This window comes from Achromobacter sp. GD03932 (assembly GCF_029839485.1).
Taxonomy (GTDB): domain Bacteria; phylum Pseudomonadota; class Gammaproteobacteria; order Burkholderiales; family Burkholderiaceae_B; genus Achromobacter; species Achromobacter bronchisepticus_A.
The window spans coordinates 70,610-88,003 of the sequence record NZ_JAOCAT010000025.1; the positions used below are offsets into that span (position 1 = coordinate 70,610).

Sequence of the window (17,394 nt, forward strand, 5' to 3'; positions counted from 1 at the left end):
AGCTCAGCAATTCTCACCATTGCGGGGCCGGCCGGCGCTGGAGTTCAGCCGCCCCCTGCGCTGGCGTCAAACCAATGTCACCTTGCCCGTGGCCAGGCTGTACACGCCGCCGACCACTCCCAACTTTTTCTGCTGCACCATCTCCTGCAAGAGAGGCTGCGCCGTTTTCAGGCGTTCGACCGTCAGTCGCACATTGGCCTGGACCGCTGCGGCCACCAGGTCTTTCGCGCCCGACTTGTCCGCAAGCTCGACGGCGGGCTTGAGCGCATTCACCAGCGCGGGTAGATGGCCCGGCAGTTCGGTCTTGTCCCTCCATGCCTTCACCGTCGCGTCCACCGCGCCGCAGTTGTCGTGGCCCAGCACCAGAATCAGCGGCGCGCGCAGGACCAGGGCGCCGTACTCCAGGCTGGCCAGGCCGTCTTCGTTCACGAAGTTGCCGGCCACGCGCACGATGAAGAGGTCGCCCGGCCCTTGGTCGAAAGCCAGTTCCGGCGCCACCCGCGAGTCCGAACAGCCCAGGATGGCGGCGATGGGCTTTTGCTTCACGGCGCGGGCGGCGCGTCCCGCGGAATAGTCCCGCATGTTCGGCTTGTTGGCGGCGTAGCGGGCATTGCCCGCCATCAGGCGCTTCAAGGCCTCGTCGGGGCCGATATCGTTTGACGGCACGGCGGCTTGGGCATCGCCCAGCCAGCCTGAAGAGCCGACCGCGGCGATCGCTGCGGCGCCGAACAGCAAGCGGCGGCGGTTGAACTGCGGGGAATTGGCGAAAGAAGAACAGTCGCACATGAAGCTCTCCTGAAAGAAGAACATCCGGGAAACCAGCGCAGGACCATTGTGCTGCCGCGGCCTCTTCAAATGCTCAAACATCGCGCCGCCAGGATCAAAAAAAGCGCCGTAACCGCAGCTTGAGAAACACGGATGAGGGGCGTAATGTGGAAAAGCGGCATATGCCGCCTCACCTGCTTAATAGGTACGCACCATGGCGCCCAACACTCCCCACCCCAATCCCTCCCACGCCGCGCCAGACGCGCAGGCCGACAAGGAACGCGCCCGCGCGGATCACCAGCATGAGGAAGCCCGGCGCAAGGCCCTGGTCGGCTCGCAGCACAAGGAAAACGTCCGCAGCGTCGCCGCGCCGCGCTACCACGGGCACCGCGGCGGATGAGGCCCGCGTCGGCTAGATTCCGTAACGTCTTGGAAAAACATCGAACTGAAATAAGCGCCTGAAAGTTGGACCATCTTGCGTTGGACTTTGGACGGGACCGAAAGGATGAGTCCCGGTCCTGATGCCCTGCCCTGAATGGTTTTCAACGACAAAGGATGCTTATCGTGATTCCGATCAGAAAGACAGCCGCCGCCTGTGCCCTGGGTTTGGGCATGATGGTGGCGGCAGCCGGCCAGACCGTTTTTGCCCAAGCCCAGGCCGATGCTCCCGCGCCGCTGGCCACCGGCCTGACCGACTCCGGCAGCGCCGAGGGCCAGGTCATCGAAGCGGTGCGCAGCGGCGACATCCTGTCCATCAAGGTACGGTTCAAGCCCGTCGTCATGGGCAAGACGGAGATGCTCTATCCGCAGATCAGCAAGAGCGACTATGAAAACAGCTTCTACGTGGTCGCCGGCAACAAGAAGCATCTGCTGCTGAGAGACAGCAACGACAAGCCGCTGACCAATCCCAAACTGATGATCCGGACCGAGAAGGACGCCCCGATCGCCGGCTCCTGGCAGGGGAAGTTCCCCGCCCCGCCCAAAGAGATCAAAGAGGTCTCGTTGACGATACCTGGCGTCGAGACCTTCGACGCCATCAAGATCACCGACCGCTAGCCATGGCCGGCTACCCGGGCACGTCCACTCTGCTGGCCGCGGCGTTGCTCGCCGCCGCCAGCGGCTCCATGGCGCAGGAGCCACCCTACAAGGCCGAGATCCTGGATCTGCAGGCCACCATCCTGGACCTGAAGGGGCTGCCTTCCGATGCCAGCGGCGGCATATCGGACCTGAACGCGCAGATAGACGGACTGGCCGCGCGCCACGACGGCCTGTCGGTGCGGCAGGACAAGAACGCCGTGACCGTCGCCATGCTGGGCGACGTGCTGTTCGATTTCGACAAGACCGCCATACGCCTGGCCGCCGAACCTACGCTGCGGGACATCGCCAGCCTGATCCAATCGAGTTCGGCCGGCACCGTCGGCATCGAAGGCCACACCGACTCCAAAGGCTCGGCCTCCTACAACAAGGATCTGTCATTGCGCCGCGCGCAGGCGGTGGCGCAATGGCTGGCGAATCATGGCGTGGACAAGTCGCGGCTGACCGTCAAGGGATACGGCGATACCCAGCCGATCCAATCGAACAAGCTGGCCAATGGCGCGGACAATCCGCAAGGACGGGCGCAGAACCGGAGGGTGGAGTTCGTGCTGCCCAAGCACTGAGCGCAAGGGGCGAGGTTGCCGCATAGGTGGCCGCATCATTGCGCCGCAGACCTCGCACGGCCTGCGGTACTATGCGCGCGTCATTGTCCCCATGTCGCCGACGCGTGCCGGCGTTGCAGGAAGTACTCCCATGCGCCTCATCCACCGAGCCGTCCTTGCTTGCGCCTTGCTGGCTGCTCCATTTGCCGCCGTGGCCGGCGATCTGAACAAGGCCAACTGCACCTACAAAGGTGTCCCGCTATATGGCAAGGTGAAGATCGTCACCGCGTTCCCCGACATCAAGGTCAAGGTGGTCAGCGCGTTAGCCGACCTGTCGGTGAAGAAGGTCGACGCTTTCGCCGACAGTTGCGGCGAATGGAAAATCGTCGACAGCTTCCCGGACTTCAAGATCCAGTTGGTGGATGCCTTTCCCGACGTGACGATCACCTGGGTGAATGCGTTTCCGGGCGTCCGGTGAACGTGATTGCACGTATCGGCTACGGCAGCCGGACTACTCCTCTTCGCCGTAACCAAAAGGCCAACGGCGCTTGTTCGGCTCGGGCGCGGGTTGCTGACTGTGCATGACGGGCTCCTGAGGTTCGATGGACGAATACTACCGGCATCCGCCAAATCGAACTGCAAAGGTTCGCAAAGATCGCGGCAATCATGCCGCAAGAGCCCCATCCACGTTTCTAACACAAGGCAGGCGCGGCCCGCATCGGGGCTAGAACGTATGCCATTTCCCGGACCGGCGCGTAGGATTGAAGCCGTACGGGAGAGCGCCATGCCAGATTCCAGCTGGATTTGCGGCAGCGAGCCGCCGGGTCGCCAGGGATTCTTCGAGACGGAATTCAATACTGGCCAGACCGAAGTCACGATGTACTCCGTATTGGGCTGGATGCCGCCTGCGCATCGCGGCTACGTGGTCCGGTGGCGCTCGCTGGAACCGGCGGTGGAACAGGCGGAAATCGAACGCTATCTGTACTACCGGCGCGAGGGGCGCGGGCATTCTTGAACTTCTGGTCGTTGGCAGCCGCAAGGGCCTGGTGCTAGCCTTGAAATGGCCTGCCGCCGTCATTGGAGACCTCTCATGCCCGAGTTCATTGAAGCGAACCTTGACACTCTGTTCACGCTTGCCCAGAGCCGTACCGAAAGCTATCTGCGGGCAGCCGAAACCCAGATCGATGCGGTTTTCGGTGGGGGCTACGCCCGAGAGCATCCAGAATTGATCGCGGCGTTCATGAAGACCGCGTCCGATGAATTCACGCGCACGGCCACGGCCAAAGTCCTGCAGAACCTGGGGTACTCCCTGGACTCGGTTGCAGACGCACTGCGCACCCGGGCCTGATCAGGATCTCCGCGCCCGCGGGCTCTCCGCGCGCACCCGCATGCCGCCAGCCCGATACCGGGCTGCTGAGCCGCTTGCGCTCTAAATCCTTGAAATAACTAGCAGTTATGAAATTCCCTGATGAAAACCCCATCAGGGAATTTACTTATGCGCTTTAATTATTTGCAAAGCGCATACTTGCCGGGCAAGAATTCGTCCTTGGCATAAATCAATTCAGATGGAACTTCGTCAACTCGAGGCCTTCGCGGCCGTCATGTCCACGGGCAGCGTCACTGCTGCCGGCCGGCTGTTGGGACGCTCCCAGCCGGCGATCAGCCGGTTGTTGCAGGAACTGGAAGCCGAGATCGGCTATCCCTTGTTTGCGCGCAGCGGCCCGCGCGTGACGCCCACCGAGCAGGGCTTCCTGCTGTATGACGACGTCGAGCGCGCGTTGGCGGGCATGCAGCAGATCCGCAGCCGCGCCGATGAAATCGCCCGCGGCCAGGCCCAGCCGCTGCTGATGGCCGCCACCTCCGCCCTGGCGGCGGGCCTGGTGCCCGACGCGCTCAAGCGCGTCGAGGACCGGATCGGCGCCGCGCGCATCCAGTTGCGCAGCGCCTCGCCCGAGCGCGTGGTGCACGCCGTGCTGTCGGGCGCCGCGCAACTGGGCGCGACCAGCCTGCCGCTGGAGCATCGCGGCCTGACGGTGCACTGGATCGGGCAAGCGCCCTGTGTGGTCGCGCTGCCGGAAAACGATCCGCTGGCGCAACAAGCCGTGGTGCCGGTCGCCGCGCTGGCTGGACGCCGCATGATCACGATGGCCAATCCCTACCGCCTGCGCCGCCGCCTGGACGCCGCGCTGGCGCAGAACGCCCAGACGCTGGGCACCATGGAAACCAATTCGTCCGTCAACGCCCTGGCCGCCGTGCGCGCCGGACTGGGCGTGTCGGTGCTGGAACCGATCACCGCCTACGGCGCCCCCATGCCGGGCGTGGCGATCCGGCCCATCGACCTGGACATTCCCTTTTTCTTCGGGGTCATCACCCCGCAGTCGCAAACGCCGACGCCAGCCTGCCAGGCCATGGTCGACGCGCTGGCCCAAGCCGCCGCAGCCCTGCTGCCCGGCTTCGCCCTGCACGACGCCGCCGAACATTCGGCGCTGCTGCAGTCGATCTATGGCGACGACGCCCCTCTTACGGAATCCCCTGCTATATGAATCAGCCTGTAGCCACCCCGCCGCAAGGCCTAGCCGCGCTGGAAGCGCGCCTGCGGCAAGACCTGTCCTGGCTGGAAATCCCCGCCAAGAACTGGGTCACGCCGCGCCTCGTCGATGGCCAGCCCGTGCTGGACGTGGCCGTCGTCGGCGGCGGCATGGCCGGCCTGGCCGCGGCCGCCTCGCTCAAGCACCTGGGCATCAATGCCCCGATCTTCGACCAGGCGCCCGAGGGCTATGAAGGTCCCTGGGCCACCACCGCCCGCATGGAAACCCTGCGTTCGCCCAAGCAGCTGACCGGCCCCGCGCTGGGCCTGCCGGCGCTGACCTTCCGCGCCTGGTTCGAAGCCCAGTTCGGTTCCGAGGCCTGGGAAGCGCTGGACAAGATCCCGCGCCTGCAATGGATGGATTACCTGCGCTGGTACCGCCGCGCGCTGGAACTGGATGTGCGCAACGAACACCGCATCCTGGCCGTACTGCCGCGCGCCGACCAGCTGGTGCAGCTGGACATCGAATCCCCCGCCGGACGCAGCACGGTGCTGGCGCGCCGGGTGGTGCTGGCCACCGGCCGCGACGGCCTGGGCGGCGCCTATGTGCCTGATTTTTCGAAGAAGCTGCCGCGCAACCGCTGGGCGCATTCGTCCGACGTGATGGACTACAACACCCTGGCCGGCAAGCGCGTGGGCGTGGTGGGCGCGGGCGCGTCGGCCATGGACAGCGCGGGCACCGCGCTGGAAGCCGGCGCCGCCAGCGTAGACCTGCTGATCCGCCGCAACGACATTCCGCGCATCAACAAGGGCAAGGGCGCGGGTAACCCCGGCCTGACCCACGGCCACCTGACCCTGCCCGACGAATGGAAGTGGAAGATCCGCCACTACATCAACGCCGCCCAGGTGCCGCCGCCGCGCGGCAGCACGCTGCGCGTCTCGCGCCACCCCAACGCCCGCTTTAATCTGGGCTGCGGCGTGCAGGACCTGGCGCTGGTCGGCGACGAGATCCACGTCACCACGCCGAAGGGCGTGTTCGTGCTGGACTTCCTGATCTTCTCCACGGGTTTCCGCATCGACTGGACCGTGCGTCCGGAGTTCGCCGCGCTGGCGCCGCACGTGCGCGCCTGGGGCGACCGCTACGTGCCGCCGGCCGGCGAAGAAGACCAGGAACTGCATGACTCGCCCGACCTGGGCGCGGTGTTCGAATTGCAGGAAAAAACCCCGGGCGCCTGTCCCGGCCTGGACCGCGTGCATTGCTTCTCCTACCCGGCAGCGCTGACGCAGGGCACGATCTCGGGCGACATCCCGGCCATCAGCGAAGGCGCCAAGCGCCTGGCGCAAGGCATCGCCGGCCTGTTTTACCGCGAGGACGTGGAGACGCACTACGCCAATATGGAAGCGTTCTCCGAACCCGAAGTGTTCGGTGACGAATGGACGCCGGCCCCGGCCCCGCAAGCGGAGACCGCGCAATGACGGGCTGGTTGCTGCGCCGCATCGCGCAAGCCGCGGTGGTGGTCTTCCTGATGACGCTGATCGTCTTCGTGGGCCTGCATGCCATCGGCAATCCGGTGGACATCCTGATCGGCCAGGACGTGGACCAGGTGGACCGCGCCCGCATCATCGCCGAACTCGGCCTGGACAAGCCGCTGTGGGAACAGTATCTGGCGTTCCTGAACGGCGCCCTGCACGGCAATCTGGGCAACAGCTTCGTCTACAACATCCCTGCCGTCGAACTGGTGATCCAGCGCCTGCCGGCGACATTCGAGCTGGCCATCGCCGCAATGATGCTGGCCGTGGTGGTCGGTCTGCCTCTGGGCCTCTACGCCGGTCTGTATCCGGATAGCCGTTTCGCCAAGATGATCATGGCGGGCAGCATCGTCGGCTTCTCGCTGCCGACGTTCTGGATCGCGCTGATGCTGATCATGACCTTCAGCGTGTCGCTGGGCTGGCTGCCGGCCAGCGGCCGCGGCGAAACCGTGGAGTTCCTGGGCTTCCAGTGGTCGTGGCTGACGGCCGACGGCTGGCGCCACCTGATCCTGCCGGCGTTCAACCTGTCGCTGTTCAAGATTTCGCTGGTGATCCGCCTGACCCGCGCCGGCGTGCGCGACGTGCTGCCGCTGGACTTCGTGAAGTTCGCGCGCGCCAAAGGCCTGTCGCCCATGCGCGTGGTCTGTGTGCACGTGCTGCGCAACACCATGATTCCGCTGGTGACGGTGCTGGGCCTGGAGCTGGGCTCCACCATCGCCTTCGCCGTGGTCACGGAAAGCATCTTCGCCTGGCCCGGCGCCGGCAAGCTGATCCTGGACAGCCTGAACGCGCTGGACCGCCCCGTCATCGTGGCCTACCTGATCGTGGTGGTGTGCCTGTTCGTGACCCTGAACCTGATCGTGGACATTCTTTATAAAGTGCTGGACCCGCGGGTGCGGCTGGAGGCCTCGGCATGAGCGCCGTATCTACCCCGAACCCTACCCCCGCGCTGCGCCGCGAATCGCCGTGGCGGCGCAACCTGGCCGAGTTCATGTCGTCCAAGACGGCAGTGCTGGGCCTGGCTGTCGCCACGCTGCTGATCCTGGCCGCCATCCTGGCGCCCTGGATCGCGCCGCAGAATCCGTATGACCTGCTGCAGATCGACGTGCTGGACGCGCGCCTGCCGCCGGGCAGCATGAACGGCCTGGACACCTTCCACTACTGGCTGGGTACCGACGGCCAGGGCCGCGACCTGCTCTCGGGCATTCTGTACGGCCTGCGCATCAGCCTGGTGGTGGGCGTGGGCTCGGCCCTCATCGCCGGCATCGTCGGCACGCTGCTGGGCCTCTTGGCCGCCTACGCCGGCGGCAAGGTCGACGCCCTGATCATGCGCCTGGTCGACCTGATCCTGTCGTTCCCGTCCATCCTGGTCGCCATGATGATCCTGGCCTACCTGGGCAAGGGCGTGGGCAACGTGGTGCTGACGCTGGTGATCCTGGAATGGGCCTACTACGCCCGCACCGCGCGCGGCCAGGCCCTGGTCGAGCGCCGCCGCGAATACGTGGAAGCCGCCCGCTGCCTGGACATCCCCAACTGGCGCATCATGTTGAAGCACATCCTGCCCAACTGCCTGCCGCCGTTGATCGTCATCGGCACCCTGCAGATCGCGCGCGCCATCACGCTGGAAGCGACCTTGAGCTTCCTGGGCCTGGGCGTGCCCGTGACCGAACCGTCGCTGGGGCTGCTGATCTCCAACGGCTTCCAGACCATGCTGTCCGGCGAATACTGGATCAGCTTCTACCCCGGCATCGCGCTCCTGATCACCATCGTGGCGATCAACCTGGTGGGCGACCGCCTGCGCGACGTGCTGAACCCGAGGACCCACAAATGAGCGCCGACCGCCATACTGCCGGCGCGCCGACGCTGGAGGTGCGCAACCTGCGCACCCACTTCCACACCCGCGCGGGCGTGCTGCCCGCCGTGGACGACGTTTCCTTCACGCTGGAACGCGGCAAGATCCTGGGCCTGGTCGGCGAGTCCGGCTCGGGCAAGTCCGTCACGGGCTTCTCCATCATGGGCCTGGTCGACGCGCCGGGCCGTATCGTCGGCGGCGAGGTGCTGTTCCAGGGCCGCGACCTGACCAAGCTGGCGCCGCGCGAACTGCGCAAGCTGCAGGGCAACCGCATCGCCATGATCTTCCAGGATCCGATGATGACGCTGAACCCCGTGCTGCGGGTGGATGCGCAAATGATCGAGACCGTGCGCGCCCACAACAAGATGAGCGTGGCGCAAGCCCGCGCCCTGTCGCGCGACACCCTGGGCATGATGGGCATCCCCAGCCCCGAAGAACGGCTGCTGGCCTACCCGCATCAGCTGTCCGGCGGCATGCGCCAGCGCGTGGCCATTGCGATTGCCATGCTGCACCGGCCCGACCTGATCATCGCCGACGAGCCCACCACCGCGCTGGACGTCACCATCCAGGCGCAGATCCTGTCCGAAGTGCAGAAGCTCGCGCAACAGCACGGCACCAGCCTGATCTGGATCACCCATGACCTGTCGGTGGTGGCCGGCCTGGCCGACGACGTGGCGGTGATGTACGCCGGCCGCATCGTCGAGCACGGCACCGTCGACGACGTGCTGGACCGTCCGCAGCACCCCTACACCGTGGGCCTGATCGACAGCCTGCCCAGCAACAACCGGCGCGGCCAACGCCTGCGCCAGATTCCCGGCATGACGCCCAACCTGCTCAACCTGCCCGCGGGCTGTGCCTTCGCGGCGCGCTGCTCGCGCGCCACCGCCGCCTGCGGCCAGCAGCCCGGCATCACCCAGGCCCTGCCCGAACACAAAGTGCGTTGCTTCCATCCCACGATCCAGACCAGTGAGGTATTGGCATGAGCGCGACCGCCCCTACCCCGCTGATTGATCTCAGCCAAGTCAGCAAGCGTTTCGGCGAACGCCCCACCGGCCCCGCGACGCGCGCCATGCAGCGCCTAGGCCTGTCCAAGCCGCCCGCCGTGACCCGCGCCGTCGACAACGTCGACCTGATCGTCAACCCCGGCGAAGTGGTCGGCCTGGTCGGCGAGTCCGGCTGCGGCAAGTCCACGCTGGGCCGCATCGCTGCCGGCCTCTTGACGCCGTCCGGCGGCGAGATCCGCATCAACGGCGTGCGCCCGGCCGACATGAATTCGGCCCAGGCCCACGCCGCGCGCCTGCAAGTGCAGATGATCTTCCAGGACCCCTACGCCAGCCTCAACCCGCGCCTGCGCGTGGACGAGATCGTGGGCGAAGCGGCGCGCATCCACGGCCTGGTCGGCAACGGCGACTTCGACGACTACGTCAGCGCCCAGCTGGAACGCGCCGGCCTGGACCCGGCCCTGCGCCAGCGCTATCCGCACCAGTTCAGCGGCGGCCAGCGCCAGCGCATCGGCATCGCCCGCGCGCTGGCCGTGCAGCCCACCATGCTGGTGTGCGACGAAGCCGTGGCCGCGCTGGACGTGTCGATCCAGGCGCAGATCCTGAACCTTTTCATGGACCTGCGCGAAGACCTGGGGCTGACCTATCTCTTCATCAGCCATGACCTGGGCGTGGTCGAGCACCTGTCCGACCGCGTCGTGATCATGTACCTGGGCCGCGTGGTGGAAACGGCCACGGTGGAAGAAGTCTTCCGCCACCCCAACCACCCGTACACGCAGGCCCTGCTGGCCGAGATCCCCAGCCTGAAGTCGCGCCACAAGACCTTTACCGCGATCAAGGGCGAGATCCCCAGCCCGCTGAATCCGCCGGGAGGCTGCCATTTCCATCCGCGCTGCCCGCATGCGATGCCGCGCTGCAAGACCGAGGTTCCCACCTTGAAGGGAATCGCCATCAACCACCTGAGCGCCTGTCACCTGAACGACATGGCGTGAATCCAGCCGCCGCGCCGCGGCGCCCGAATTAACCGCCAGTTCCCCCTATACCAAGGACTCCGAACATGAAACGCCTGATTCTCACCACCCTGACCGCCGCCATCCTCGGCGCTTCCGCCGCCGCCAGCGCGGACGACCTGTCCATCGGCTTCGCCGACCCGCTGTCGTCCCTGGACCCGCAGCTGAATAACCACGCCGGCGACCGCTCGGTGGCCCTGCACTTCTGGGACCTGCTGATCGAGAACAAGTGGAACAAGCTGCAGCCCGGCCTGGCCGTCAGCTGGAAGCCGCTGGACGACAAGACCTGGGAATTCAAGCTGCGCGAAGGCGTCAAGTGGCAGGACGGCACGCCCTTCACCGCCGACGACCTGATCTACTCCTACACCCGCGCGCGCGCCGTGCCGGGCAGCGTGGCCACCTACGCCGGCTACCTGCGCACCATCGACACGATGACCGCCAAGGACCCGCTGACGCTCATCGTCAAGACCAAGGCCCCCAACCCCGACCTGCCGCTGAACCTGGCCTCGGTGCACGTGGTCAGCAAGCACGTCGGTGAAAAGTCCACCACCGAAGACTACAACTCGGGCAAGGCCATGGTCGGCACCGGCCCCTACAAGTTCGTGTCCTACACCCCCGGCGACCGCGTCATCATGGAACGCAACGACGGCTACTGGGGCGACAAGCAGATCTGGGACAAGGTCAACTACCGCTACATCAACAACGCCGCCGCCCGCACCGCCGCGCTCTTGGCCGGCGACGTGGACGTGATCGACAAGGTCTCGGTGTCGGACCTGGCCAAGCTGCAAAAGGCCGCCAACGTGTCGGTCTACCCCTACGACGGCCTGCGCGTCATGCTGCTGCAACCCAGCTTCAACCCCGCGCCCAACCAGTACATCACCGACAACAACGGCAAGCCGCTGGACAAGAACCCGCTCCTGGACGTGCGCGTGCGCCAGGCCCTGAACCTGGCCATCAACCGCAAGGCCATCGCCGACCGCATCCTGCAAGGCGCCGCCACCGAAGCCAACCAGTGGATGCCCAAGGGCACCATCGGCTACAACCCCGACGTCAAGGACATCCCCAACGACGTCGCCCAGGCCAAGAAGCTGCTGGCCGAAGCCGGCTACCCGGACGGCTTCAAGCTGACCATGCACGTGCCCAACGACCGCTACCCGCAAGGCCCGGAAACCGCCCAGGCCGTGGCGCAGTTCTGGACCCGCGCCGGCGTCAAGACCCAGGTGGAAGTGGTGCCATGGGCCGTGTACTCGGGCCGCGCCAACAAGAACGAATTCGCGGTCAGCATGCTGGCCTGGGGCAACGGCACCGGCGAAGGCAGCTACGCGCTGGTCAATATCCTGGCCACCGCCGACGCCAAGAAGGGCCTGGGCGCGTCCAACTGGGGCCGCTACAGCAACCCCAAGGTCGACGCCGCGCTGGAGCAATCCACCTCGGAATTCGACGTGGCCAAGCGTGAAGCCATCCTGCGCGACTCCGTCAAGATCGTGTACGACGACGTCGGCATCATCCCGCTGTTCCACTACAAGAACATCTGGGCCACCAAGAAGGGCCTGAAGGTCACCCCCATGACCAGCGACCGCACGGCCGCCATGATGGTGACGAAAGAGTCGGGCAAGTAAGCCATGACGCCCACCCTAACCATCACCCCGGCCGTCGACCTGATCGACGTGCCGCGCCAGATCCGTGTCGAACACGTGGCGCCCGGCCAGACGGTGGAGATCACCGCCCTGACCCGCCGCAACGGCGTGCTCTGGCAAAGCCAGGCCGCCTTCGTGGCGGGCGCGGATGGCACGGTCGACCTGGGCCGCGACGCGCCCGTGTCCGGCGACTACGAAGGCGTGGCGCCCATGGGCCTGGTCTGGTCGCAGTCCCCCGTGGACTCGTCCAGCCGCGAACACTTCAACCACCCGGTGACCGATGCCCTGGTCACCGACGTGGTGGCGCGCGCCGCGGGCGCGCAGGCCCAGGCCAGCTTCACCCAGCGCCTGGCGGCTGACGGCGTCACCCGCCAGGACGTGCGCGAGGAAGGCCTGGTCGGCACGCTGTACCTGCCGCCCGGCCCCGGCCCGTTCCCGGCCGTCATGATCCTGAACGGCTCCGGCGGCGGCATCAACGAACCGCGCGCGGCGCTGTATGCGTCGCGCGGCTACGCCGCCTTCGCGCTGGCCTACTTCAAGGCGCCGGGCCTGTCGGACTACATCTCCAACACCCCGCTGGAATACTTCCAGACCGGCCTGCGCTGGCTGCGCAAGAAGGTAAGCCCCAAGCACGACTTCGTCGCCATCAGCGGCCAGTCGCGCGGCGGCGAACTGGTGCTGCTCTTGGGCGCCACCTTCCCCGAGGAAGTCTCGGCCGTGGTCGCCTACGTGCCCGGCGCCGTGGTCCACAGCGGCCAGAACGCCTGCGATCCCAAGATCGGCCGCGAAGGCCCCACGTGGCTGCTGGGCGGCAAGCCCATCCCCCACGTCTGGGAAAACAACCGCACCGCCACCTGGGCGCCCTTCGACGAAGGCCCCTCGCCGCACCGCCACGAAAAAGCCATCCTCACCGCCCTGCAAGACCCCGACGCCGTGGCCCGCGCCCGCATCAAGGTCGAAGACATCCAGGGTCCCGTCATGCTGCTGTCCGGCACCGACGACGGCTCCTGGCCGTCCAGCATCTATTCCAAGATGGTGCAGGACAAGCTGGCCGAGGTGAACCATCCCTATCCGGTCGAGTGGCTGGACTACGAGAACGGCGGGCACTCCATCCTGTTCCCCTACGTGCCCACCACCCAGCTCGTCTACGCCCACCCCGTGTCCGGCAAGATCAGCACCAGCGGCGGCAACCCCAAGGACAACGCCCGCGCCGACCAGGAATCCTGGGAAGGCGTCAAGCAGTTCCTGGACGCCGCTGTCGCAGCGCGCGCCGCCAAGTAAAGCATCAAGGAGATCCGCATGGCTGAACCCATCGTCTACAACGTCACGGACGACCTCGTCGACCGCCTGATCGGCCTGGCCCCGGGCGCCAAGACCTACGAAGTGCGCCACTTCCGCGAGAAGGTCGCCGCCGCCACCCAAGGCAGCTACGATGCCCTGTTCGACCCCGCGCTGCCCGGCCTGTCCCTGGCCGAGCGCCTGCTGGTCGCGCTGTACGCCACCCGCATCACCCCGTCGCCGCTGCTGGCCGCGCACTACCGCGCCCGCCTGGCCGACGCCGGTGCCGCGCCGGCCGACATCGCCGTCGCCGAATCCGGCAAGCCGTCAGACGCCGCCACTCCGCGCCTGGCCGCCATCCTGGAATTCACGCGCAAGCTGATCGAGAAGCCCGTCGAAGGCGACGAAGCCGCGCTCAAGACCCTGCCCGCCGCCGGCGTCTCCACGCCCGCCGTGGTCACGCTGTCCCAGCTAGTCGCCTTCCTGTCCTACCAGGTCCGCCTGGTCGCCGGCCTGGAAGCCATGAAGGCCCTGGAAGGCCAGCCCGAGCGCGCCGCAGCCACCCCGCCCGCGCCCTTCCCCGCCAACACCGCCGCCACCGCGCCCGGCGCCGTCATCAAGGCCCACGGCTTCACCAACGAATCGCTGGAATGGAAGGCCTGGCTCGACGTCGTCAACGTCGAAACCGCCACGCCCGAACAAGTCGCCGTCCTGGAAGAAAGCCACCCCAAGGCCAAGGTCTCGGACTACTACCTGTTCCTGGTGCATCAGCCGGAAATCCTGCGCCAGCGCTCCACGGCGTTCAACGCCATCATGTATGCGCCGGGCGGACTGTCGCGTGCGGAGCGCGAACTGGGTTCGACCTACGTATCGCGCATCAACGGCTGCGTGTACTGCGCGTCCGTGCATGCCCAGCGTTTCGAACAGCTGGCCAAGCGCAATGAAGTCATCGCGCAGGTGTTCGAGGATCCCGCCACCGCCGGCACCACGGCTCGTGAACTGGCTATCGGCAAGTTCTCGATCCAGATCACCGAAGCGCCTGCCTCGGTGAATGCCAACAGCATCCAGGCTTTGAAGGATGCGGGCTTGAATGAAGGCGAGATCCTGGATCTGCTGCATTCGGATGCGATCTTTGCTTGGGCGAATCGCTTGATGCTGAACCTGGGCGAGCCAGTTTTCCCGCAGGCTTGACCCCGCGGCGTCCGGCCGCTTGCGTGCCGGACGCTTTGCCTGCGGCTTGTCATCGCCGACCAGTATCGGCGATGACAAGCCGCGATATCAACGCTGCCAGGTCAGTAGCTTGACGCCCGCAACGGCAAACACCACGGCCACCGTCCCTTCGATCCAGCGCCGCAGCCTGGCATACAGCGCAATCATTGGCGCAGTCGAGAAGGCAATCGCATAGCCGCCGAACACCATCACGCCGAGCAACGCGCAACCGCCGATGATCGCGGGCAAGGTGCCGTCCGACGCGCTCTCCCCCAGCCCCAGCGACATGATCGCCATCCAGGCCAGCACCGCCTTCGGATTGCCGATGTGCATGAGCACGCCCTGGCGGTAGAGCACCCGATAGCGCGGCGTCGCACGGCCCGTTTTCACATTCACAAAGGCCGCGCCCGGCCTCAGCGCCGACCTGCCAGTGCGGAACGCCAGATAGAGCAGATAGACGCCTCCCACCATCTTCATGATGTAAAGCGCCTGCGCGGACGCCGCTAGCACGGCGGAAATGCCCGTCGCCGCCAGCGTGGCCCAGAATAGCGAGCCGGTAATCACGCCCGCCGCCAGCGCAAGCGCCGGCACACGGCCGTCACGCATCGCCGTCGCCATGATCGCCATGTTGCTGGGTCCGGGACTGGCGGTGGCAATCAGATAGGTGCCGTACACAAGAGCAAGCTGACTCACGAGCATTTGCGTTTCTCCAGGGATGCCAGGTCATATCCCGCGTTACAGCAGGAGGTCCCCGCGATGGACGATATGGACCTTGTTCCCATCGGGATCGCGCAGATACGCGCCGAAGTAGCCATCACCGTAATGAGGACGCGCGCCCGGCGCGCCTTCGTCCGTCCCGCCCTGCGCCAGACCGCCCGCATGGGCCGTGCTCACGGCTTCCTGCGAAGGAGCCAGAAAAGCGACCATGCTGCCATTGCCCACCGTCGCCGGCTCGCCGTCGTAGGGCATGTAGACGTAGAAGCGCGGCAGCAGCGCCTGGCCAGTCACCCAGCAAAGCGCCAAGGACCCGCCATCCGGCGTGACAACGCGGCGCTTCAGTCCGAGCGGAAGCAGCACCGCGTCATAAAAACGGCCCGCGCGTTCAAGATCACGCGTCCCGACAGTGATGTGGCTGAACATTTGATGACTCTCCACGCGCCCGCCCTGATGGTCAGGCGCTTTCAGAAATGCATGACATGCCTCAATCGCATCGGGCATGTTACTCGCCTGCCAGATAATCTGGATCGCCAGATACCGCACAGTCCGTGGCTGGTTTTCCCGGTTCGCCAGCGTCGGCGGCGTTTTCGTTAAACTGACACTTTCCGCCTACTCCTGCGCCCCGCCCATCGCGGGGCGCATTGCCTTACCCCATGTCCGACAAAACCCACGACATCCGCCCCGGCCAGTCGATCGAACTGCTCAAGGCCCTGCACATCCTGACCCGCGACGGCAAGATGAACCAGGACAGCCGCCGCAAGCTGAAACAGGTCTACCACCTGTTCCAGTTCATCGAACCGCTGCTCAAAGACGTCCAACAACAACGCGGCGCCGTCACCCTCGCCGACCACGGCGCGGGCAAGTCGTACCTGGGCTTCATCCTCTACGACCTGTTCTTCAAGGAACAGCCCGAGGCGCTGAAGAACGGCTCCCACATCTACGGCATCGAAACCCGCGAAGAACTGGTGAAGTCGTCGGAAGAACTGGCCAAGCGACTGGGTTTTGGCGGCATGTCGTTCCTGAACCTGTCGGTGGCCGATTCCATCACGTCGGACAAACTGCCCGCCACAATCGACGTCGTCACCGCCCTGCACGCCTGCAACACCGCCACCGACGACGCGATCCACTTCGCCTTGGAGAAGAAGGCCAAGTACATCGTCGTCGTGCCTTGCTGCCAGGCGGAAGTGGCGTCGGTGCTGCGCAAGAACAAGGCGAAGGCGCTGGCTGATCCGCTGGCTGAGATTTGGCGGCATCCGCTACATACGCGGGAGTTTGGGAGCCAGATCACCAATGTGCTGCGCTGCTTGCAACTGGAAGCGCATGGGTATCAGGTCAGCGTGACTGAGCTGGTGGGATGGGAGCATTCGATGAAGAATGAGCTCATCATCGCGCAGTACAAGGATTTGCCGCGCAGGAAGGCGGCTGAGCGACTGACGGAGATGCTGGAGAGGATTGGGTTGCAAGAATTGAAGGATCGGTTCTTTGTGCAGAAACCTGCAGAGGCGGCGGCATAAGCGCCTGTCGTGCTTCATGCAGCAGCGTCAGCATCCGTGGTGCGTGCCGTCGTCTGCTGCCGGATGCACCGCATGACGCGGTGAACGCCATTCGAGCAGCATTCCCCACATGTCCTCTCGCCCGCGCAAGGCATCCCCGGAGCAGACGGCGCTGCTAACAGCGGCCTTCCCCGCGCGACTGCGAACCGAAGTGGCACATATCGCCGAGGAGATCTGCCCCTCGGTCATGAGCGGCCGCGGATTGTCCGTCATCGTGCAGGACGAGTCATTGACGCTGCCCTATCGCGTTCAGCATGAGGGCAGCGACTCCTTGTTTTCCAAGCTGGACGAACCCCAGGCACTGATCTACGCGTGCATACAGTCACGCCATCATGACGGCCACGTGCGCCAGCGCCAAATTGAGCGGCTGGCAGAGGCATCCGAGCCTTGGGTTGTGCCGTTCGTGGTGCAGCTCTGCAGCGAGTACGTCGTTGAAATCCTGCAGGACATCGAGGCGTGCTTGCCCTTGCTGGACAAGCGCGTCTATGGAACGGTTCTGCGAGGCAATCCGGCCCTTCTGGATCTGGCGCAGCAACGCATGACCAGCTACTGGGATTGCTACTACCGGCGGCGTTGGCCCAGAAGCGAAACTTATGTCGGGTTTCGCTTGTTCAAGCAGTTTCGCGACTGGCGGGTCTCAAGCTAAGGCCTCACAGGCTTGAAAAGCTCGATCCGCGG

General features: G+C 65.8%; 20 protein-coding genes. 17 read left to right on the forward strand and 3 right to left on the reverse strand.

Features of this window, described 5'->3' with window-relative positions:
* Nucleotides 1-66: 66 nt before the first annotated feature.
* Entirely contained in the window at nt 67-786 is a 720-nt protein-coding gene (locus N5C88_RS22090) for a carbonic anhydrase (protein ID WP_280016248.1), read from the reverse strand.
* A gap of 193 nt (nt 787-979) precedes the next feature.
* On the opposite strand from N5C88_RS22090, the gene N5C88_RS22095 reads away from it, so the two are divergent.
* The 15 genes from N5C88_RS22095 (at nt 980) to N5C88_RS22165 (ending at nt 14,428) form a co-directional block, all read left to right on the forward strand.
* On the forward strand, nt 980-1,165 hold the full coding sequence (locus tag N5C88_RS22095) for a hypothetical protein (RefSeq protein WP_280016249.1): 186 nt from the start codon (nt 980-982) through the stop codon (nt 1,163-1,165).
* Nucleotides 1,166-1,320: 155 nt separating this feature from the next.
* Entirely contained in the window at nt 1,321-1,821 is a 501-nt protein-coding gene (locus N5C88_RS22100; RefSeq protein WP_280016250.1) for a hypothetical protein, read from the forward strand.
* 2 nt (nt 1,822-1,823) lie between these two features.
* A complete protein-coding gene (locus tag N5C88_RS22105) occupies nt 1,824-2,423 on the forward strand; it encodes an OmpA family protein (RefSeq protein ID WP_280016251.1) in 600 nt (199 codons plus the stop codon).
* A 130-nt stretch (nt 2,424-2,553) separates the two neighbouring features.
* The gene (locus N5C88_RS22110) at nt 2,554-2,880 is read left to right on the forward strand and encodes a hypothetical protein (RefSeq protein ID WP_187523947.1); all 327 of its coding nucleotides are present in this window, start codon (nt 2,554-2,556) and stop codon (nt 2,878-2,880) included.
* A gap of 306 nt (nt 2,881-3,186) precedes the next feature.
* On the forward strand, nt 3,187-3,417 hold the full coding sequence (locus tag N5C88_RS22115) for a hypothetical protein (protein ID WP_054456318.1): 231 nt from the start codon (nt 3,187-3,189) through the stop codon (nt 3,415-3,417).
* A 75-nt stretch (nt 3,418-3,492) separates the two neighbouring features.
* The gene (locus tag N5C88_RS22120) at nt 3,493-3,750 is read left to right on the forward strand and encodes a hypothetical protein (RefSeq protein WP_059373237.1); all 258 of its coding nucleotides are present in this window, start codon (nt 3,493-3,495) and stop codon (nt 3,748-3,750) included.
* A gap of 217 nt (nt 3,751-3,967) precedes the next feature.
* A complete protein-coding gene (locus N5C88_RS22125; RefSeq protein WP_280016252.1) occupies nt 3,968-4,945 on the forward strand; it encodes a LysR family transcriptional regulator in 978 nt (325 codons plus the stop codon).
* Entirely contained in the window at nt 4,942-6,405 is a 1,464-nt protein-coding gene (locus N5C88_RS22130; RefSeq protein WP_059373241.1) for an NAD(P)/FAD-dependent oxidoreductase, read from the forward strand. The genes N5C88_RS22125 and N5C88_RS22130 overlap by 4 nt, the downstream gene beginning before the upstream one ends.
* On the forward strand, nt 6,402-7,376 hold the full coding sequence (locus N5C88_RS22135; protein WP_054456315.1) for an ABC transporter permease: 975 nt from the start codon (nt 6,402-6,404) through the stop codon (nt 7,374-7,376). The genes N5C88_RS22130 and N5C88_RS22135 overlap by 4 nt, the downstream gene beginning before the upstream one ends.
* Nucleotides 7,373-8,290, forward strand: a complete 918-nt coding sequence (locus N5C88_RS22140; RefSeq protein WP_059373243.1) for an ABC transporter permease — start codon at nt 7,373-7,375, stop codon at nt 8,288-8,290. The genes N5C88_RS22135 and N5C88_RS22140 overlap by 4 nt, the downstream gene beginning before the upstream one ends.
* Nucleotides 8,287-9,294 (forward strand): ABC transporter ATP-binding protein, encoded by a 1,008-nt coding sequence (locus N5C88_RS22145; RefSeq protein WP_280016253.1) that lies wholly within the window; start codon nt 8,287-8,289, stop codon nt 9,292-9,294. The genes N5C88_RS22140 and N5C88_RS22145 overlap by 4 nt, the downstream gene beginning before the upstream one ends.
* Entirely contained in the window at nt 9,291-10,304 is a 1,014-nt protein-coding gene (locus N5C88_RS22150) for an oligopeptide/dipeptide ABC transporter ATP-binding protein (RefSeq protein WP_054456312.1), read from the forward strand. The genes N5C88_RS22145 and N5C88_RS22150 overlap by 4 nt, the downstream gene beginning before the upstream one ends.
* A gap of 65 nt (nt 10,305-10,369) precedes the next feature.
* Nucleotides 10,370-11,941, forward strand: a complete 1,572-nt coding sequence (locus N5C88_RS22155) for an ABC transporter substrate-binding protein (RefSeq protein WP_054456311.1) — start codon at nt 10,370-10,372, stop codon at nt 11,939-11,941.
* A 3-nt stretch (nt 11,942-11,944) separates the two neighbouring features.
* Nucleotides 11,945-13,240: an acyl-CoA thioester hydrolase/BAAT C-terminal domain-containing protein gene (locus N5C88_RS22160; RefSeq protein WP_280016254.1), complete on the forward strand. Its 1,296-nt coding sequence runs from the start codon at nt 11,945-11,947 to the stop codon at nt 13,238-13,240.
* Nucleotides 13,241-13,258: 18 nt separating this feature from the next.
* Nucleotides 13,259-14,428: a CMD domain protein gene (locus N5C88_RS22165; protein WP_280016255.1), complete on the forward strand. Its 1,170-nt coding sequence runs from the start codon at nt 13,259-13,261 to the stop codon at nt 14,426-14,428.
* A gap of 87 nt (nt 14,429-14,515) precedes the next feature.
* On the opposite strand, the gene N5C88_RS22170 is transcribed toward N5C88_RS22165, so the two are convergent.
* Both N5C88_RS22170 and N5C88_RS22175 read right to left on the reverse strand, forming a co-directional pair.
* Entirely contained in the window at nt 14,516-15,145 is a 630-nt protein-coding gene (locus N5C88_RS22170; RefSeq protein ID WP_280016256.1) for a LysE family translocator, read from the reverse strand.
* A 36-nt stretch (nt 15,146-15,181) separates the two neighbouring features.
* On the reverse strand, nt 15,182-15,586 hold the full coding sequence (locus N5C88_RS22175) for a VOC family protein (RefSeq protein ID WP_280016274.1): 405 nt from the start codon (nt 15,584-15,586) through the stop codon (nt 15,182-15,184).
* A gap of 230 nt (nt 15,587-15,816) precedes the next feature.
* Between N5C88_RS22175 and N5C88_RS22180 the strand changes: the two genes are divergently transcribed.
* Nucleotides 15,817-16,677, forward strand: a complete 861-nt coding sequence (locus N5C88_RS22180; protein ID WP_118932151.1) for an SAM-dependent methyltransferase — start codon at nt 15,817-15,819, stop codon at nt 16,675-16,677.
* A gap of 109 nt (nt 16,678-16,786) precedes the next feature.
* Nucleotides 16,787-17,362 carry a hypothetical protein gene (locus N5C88_RS22185; RefSeq protein WP_280016257.1) on the forward strand — a complete coding sequence of 192 codons (576 nt, stop codon included), beginning with the start codon at nt 16,787-16,789 and terminating at the stop codon, nt 17,360-17,362.
* Nucleotides 17,363-17,394 lie beyond the last annotated feature (32 nt).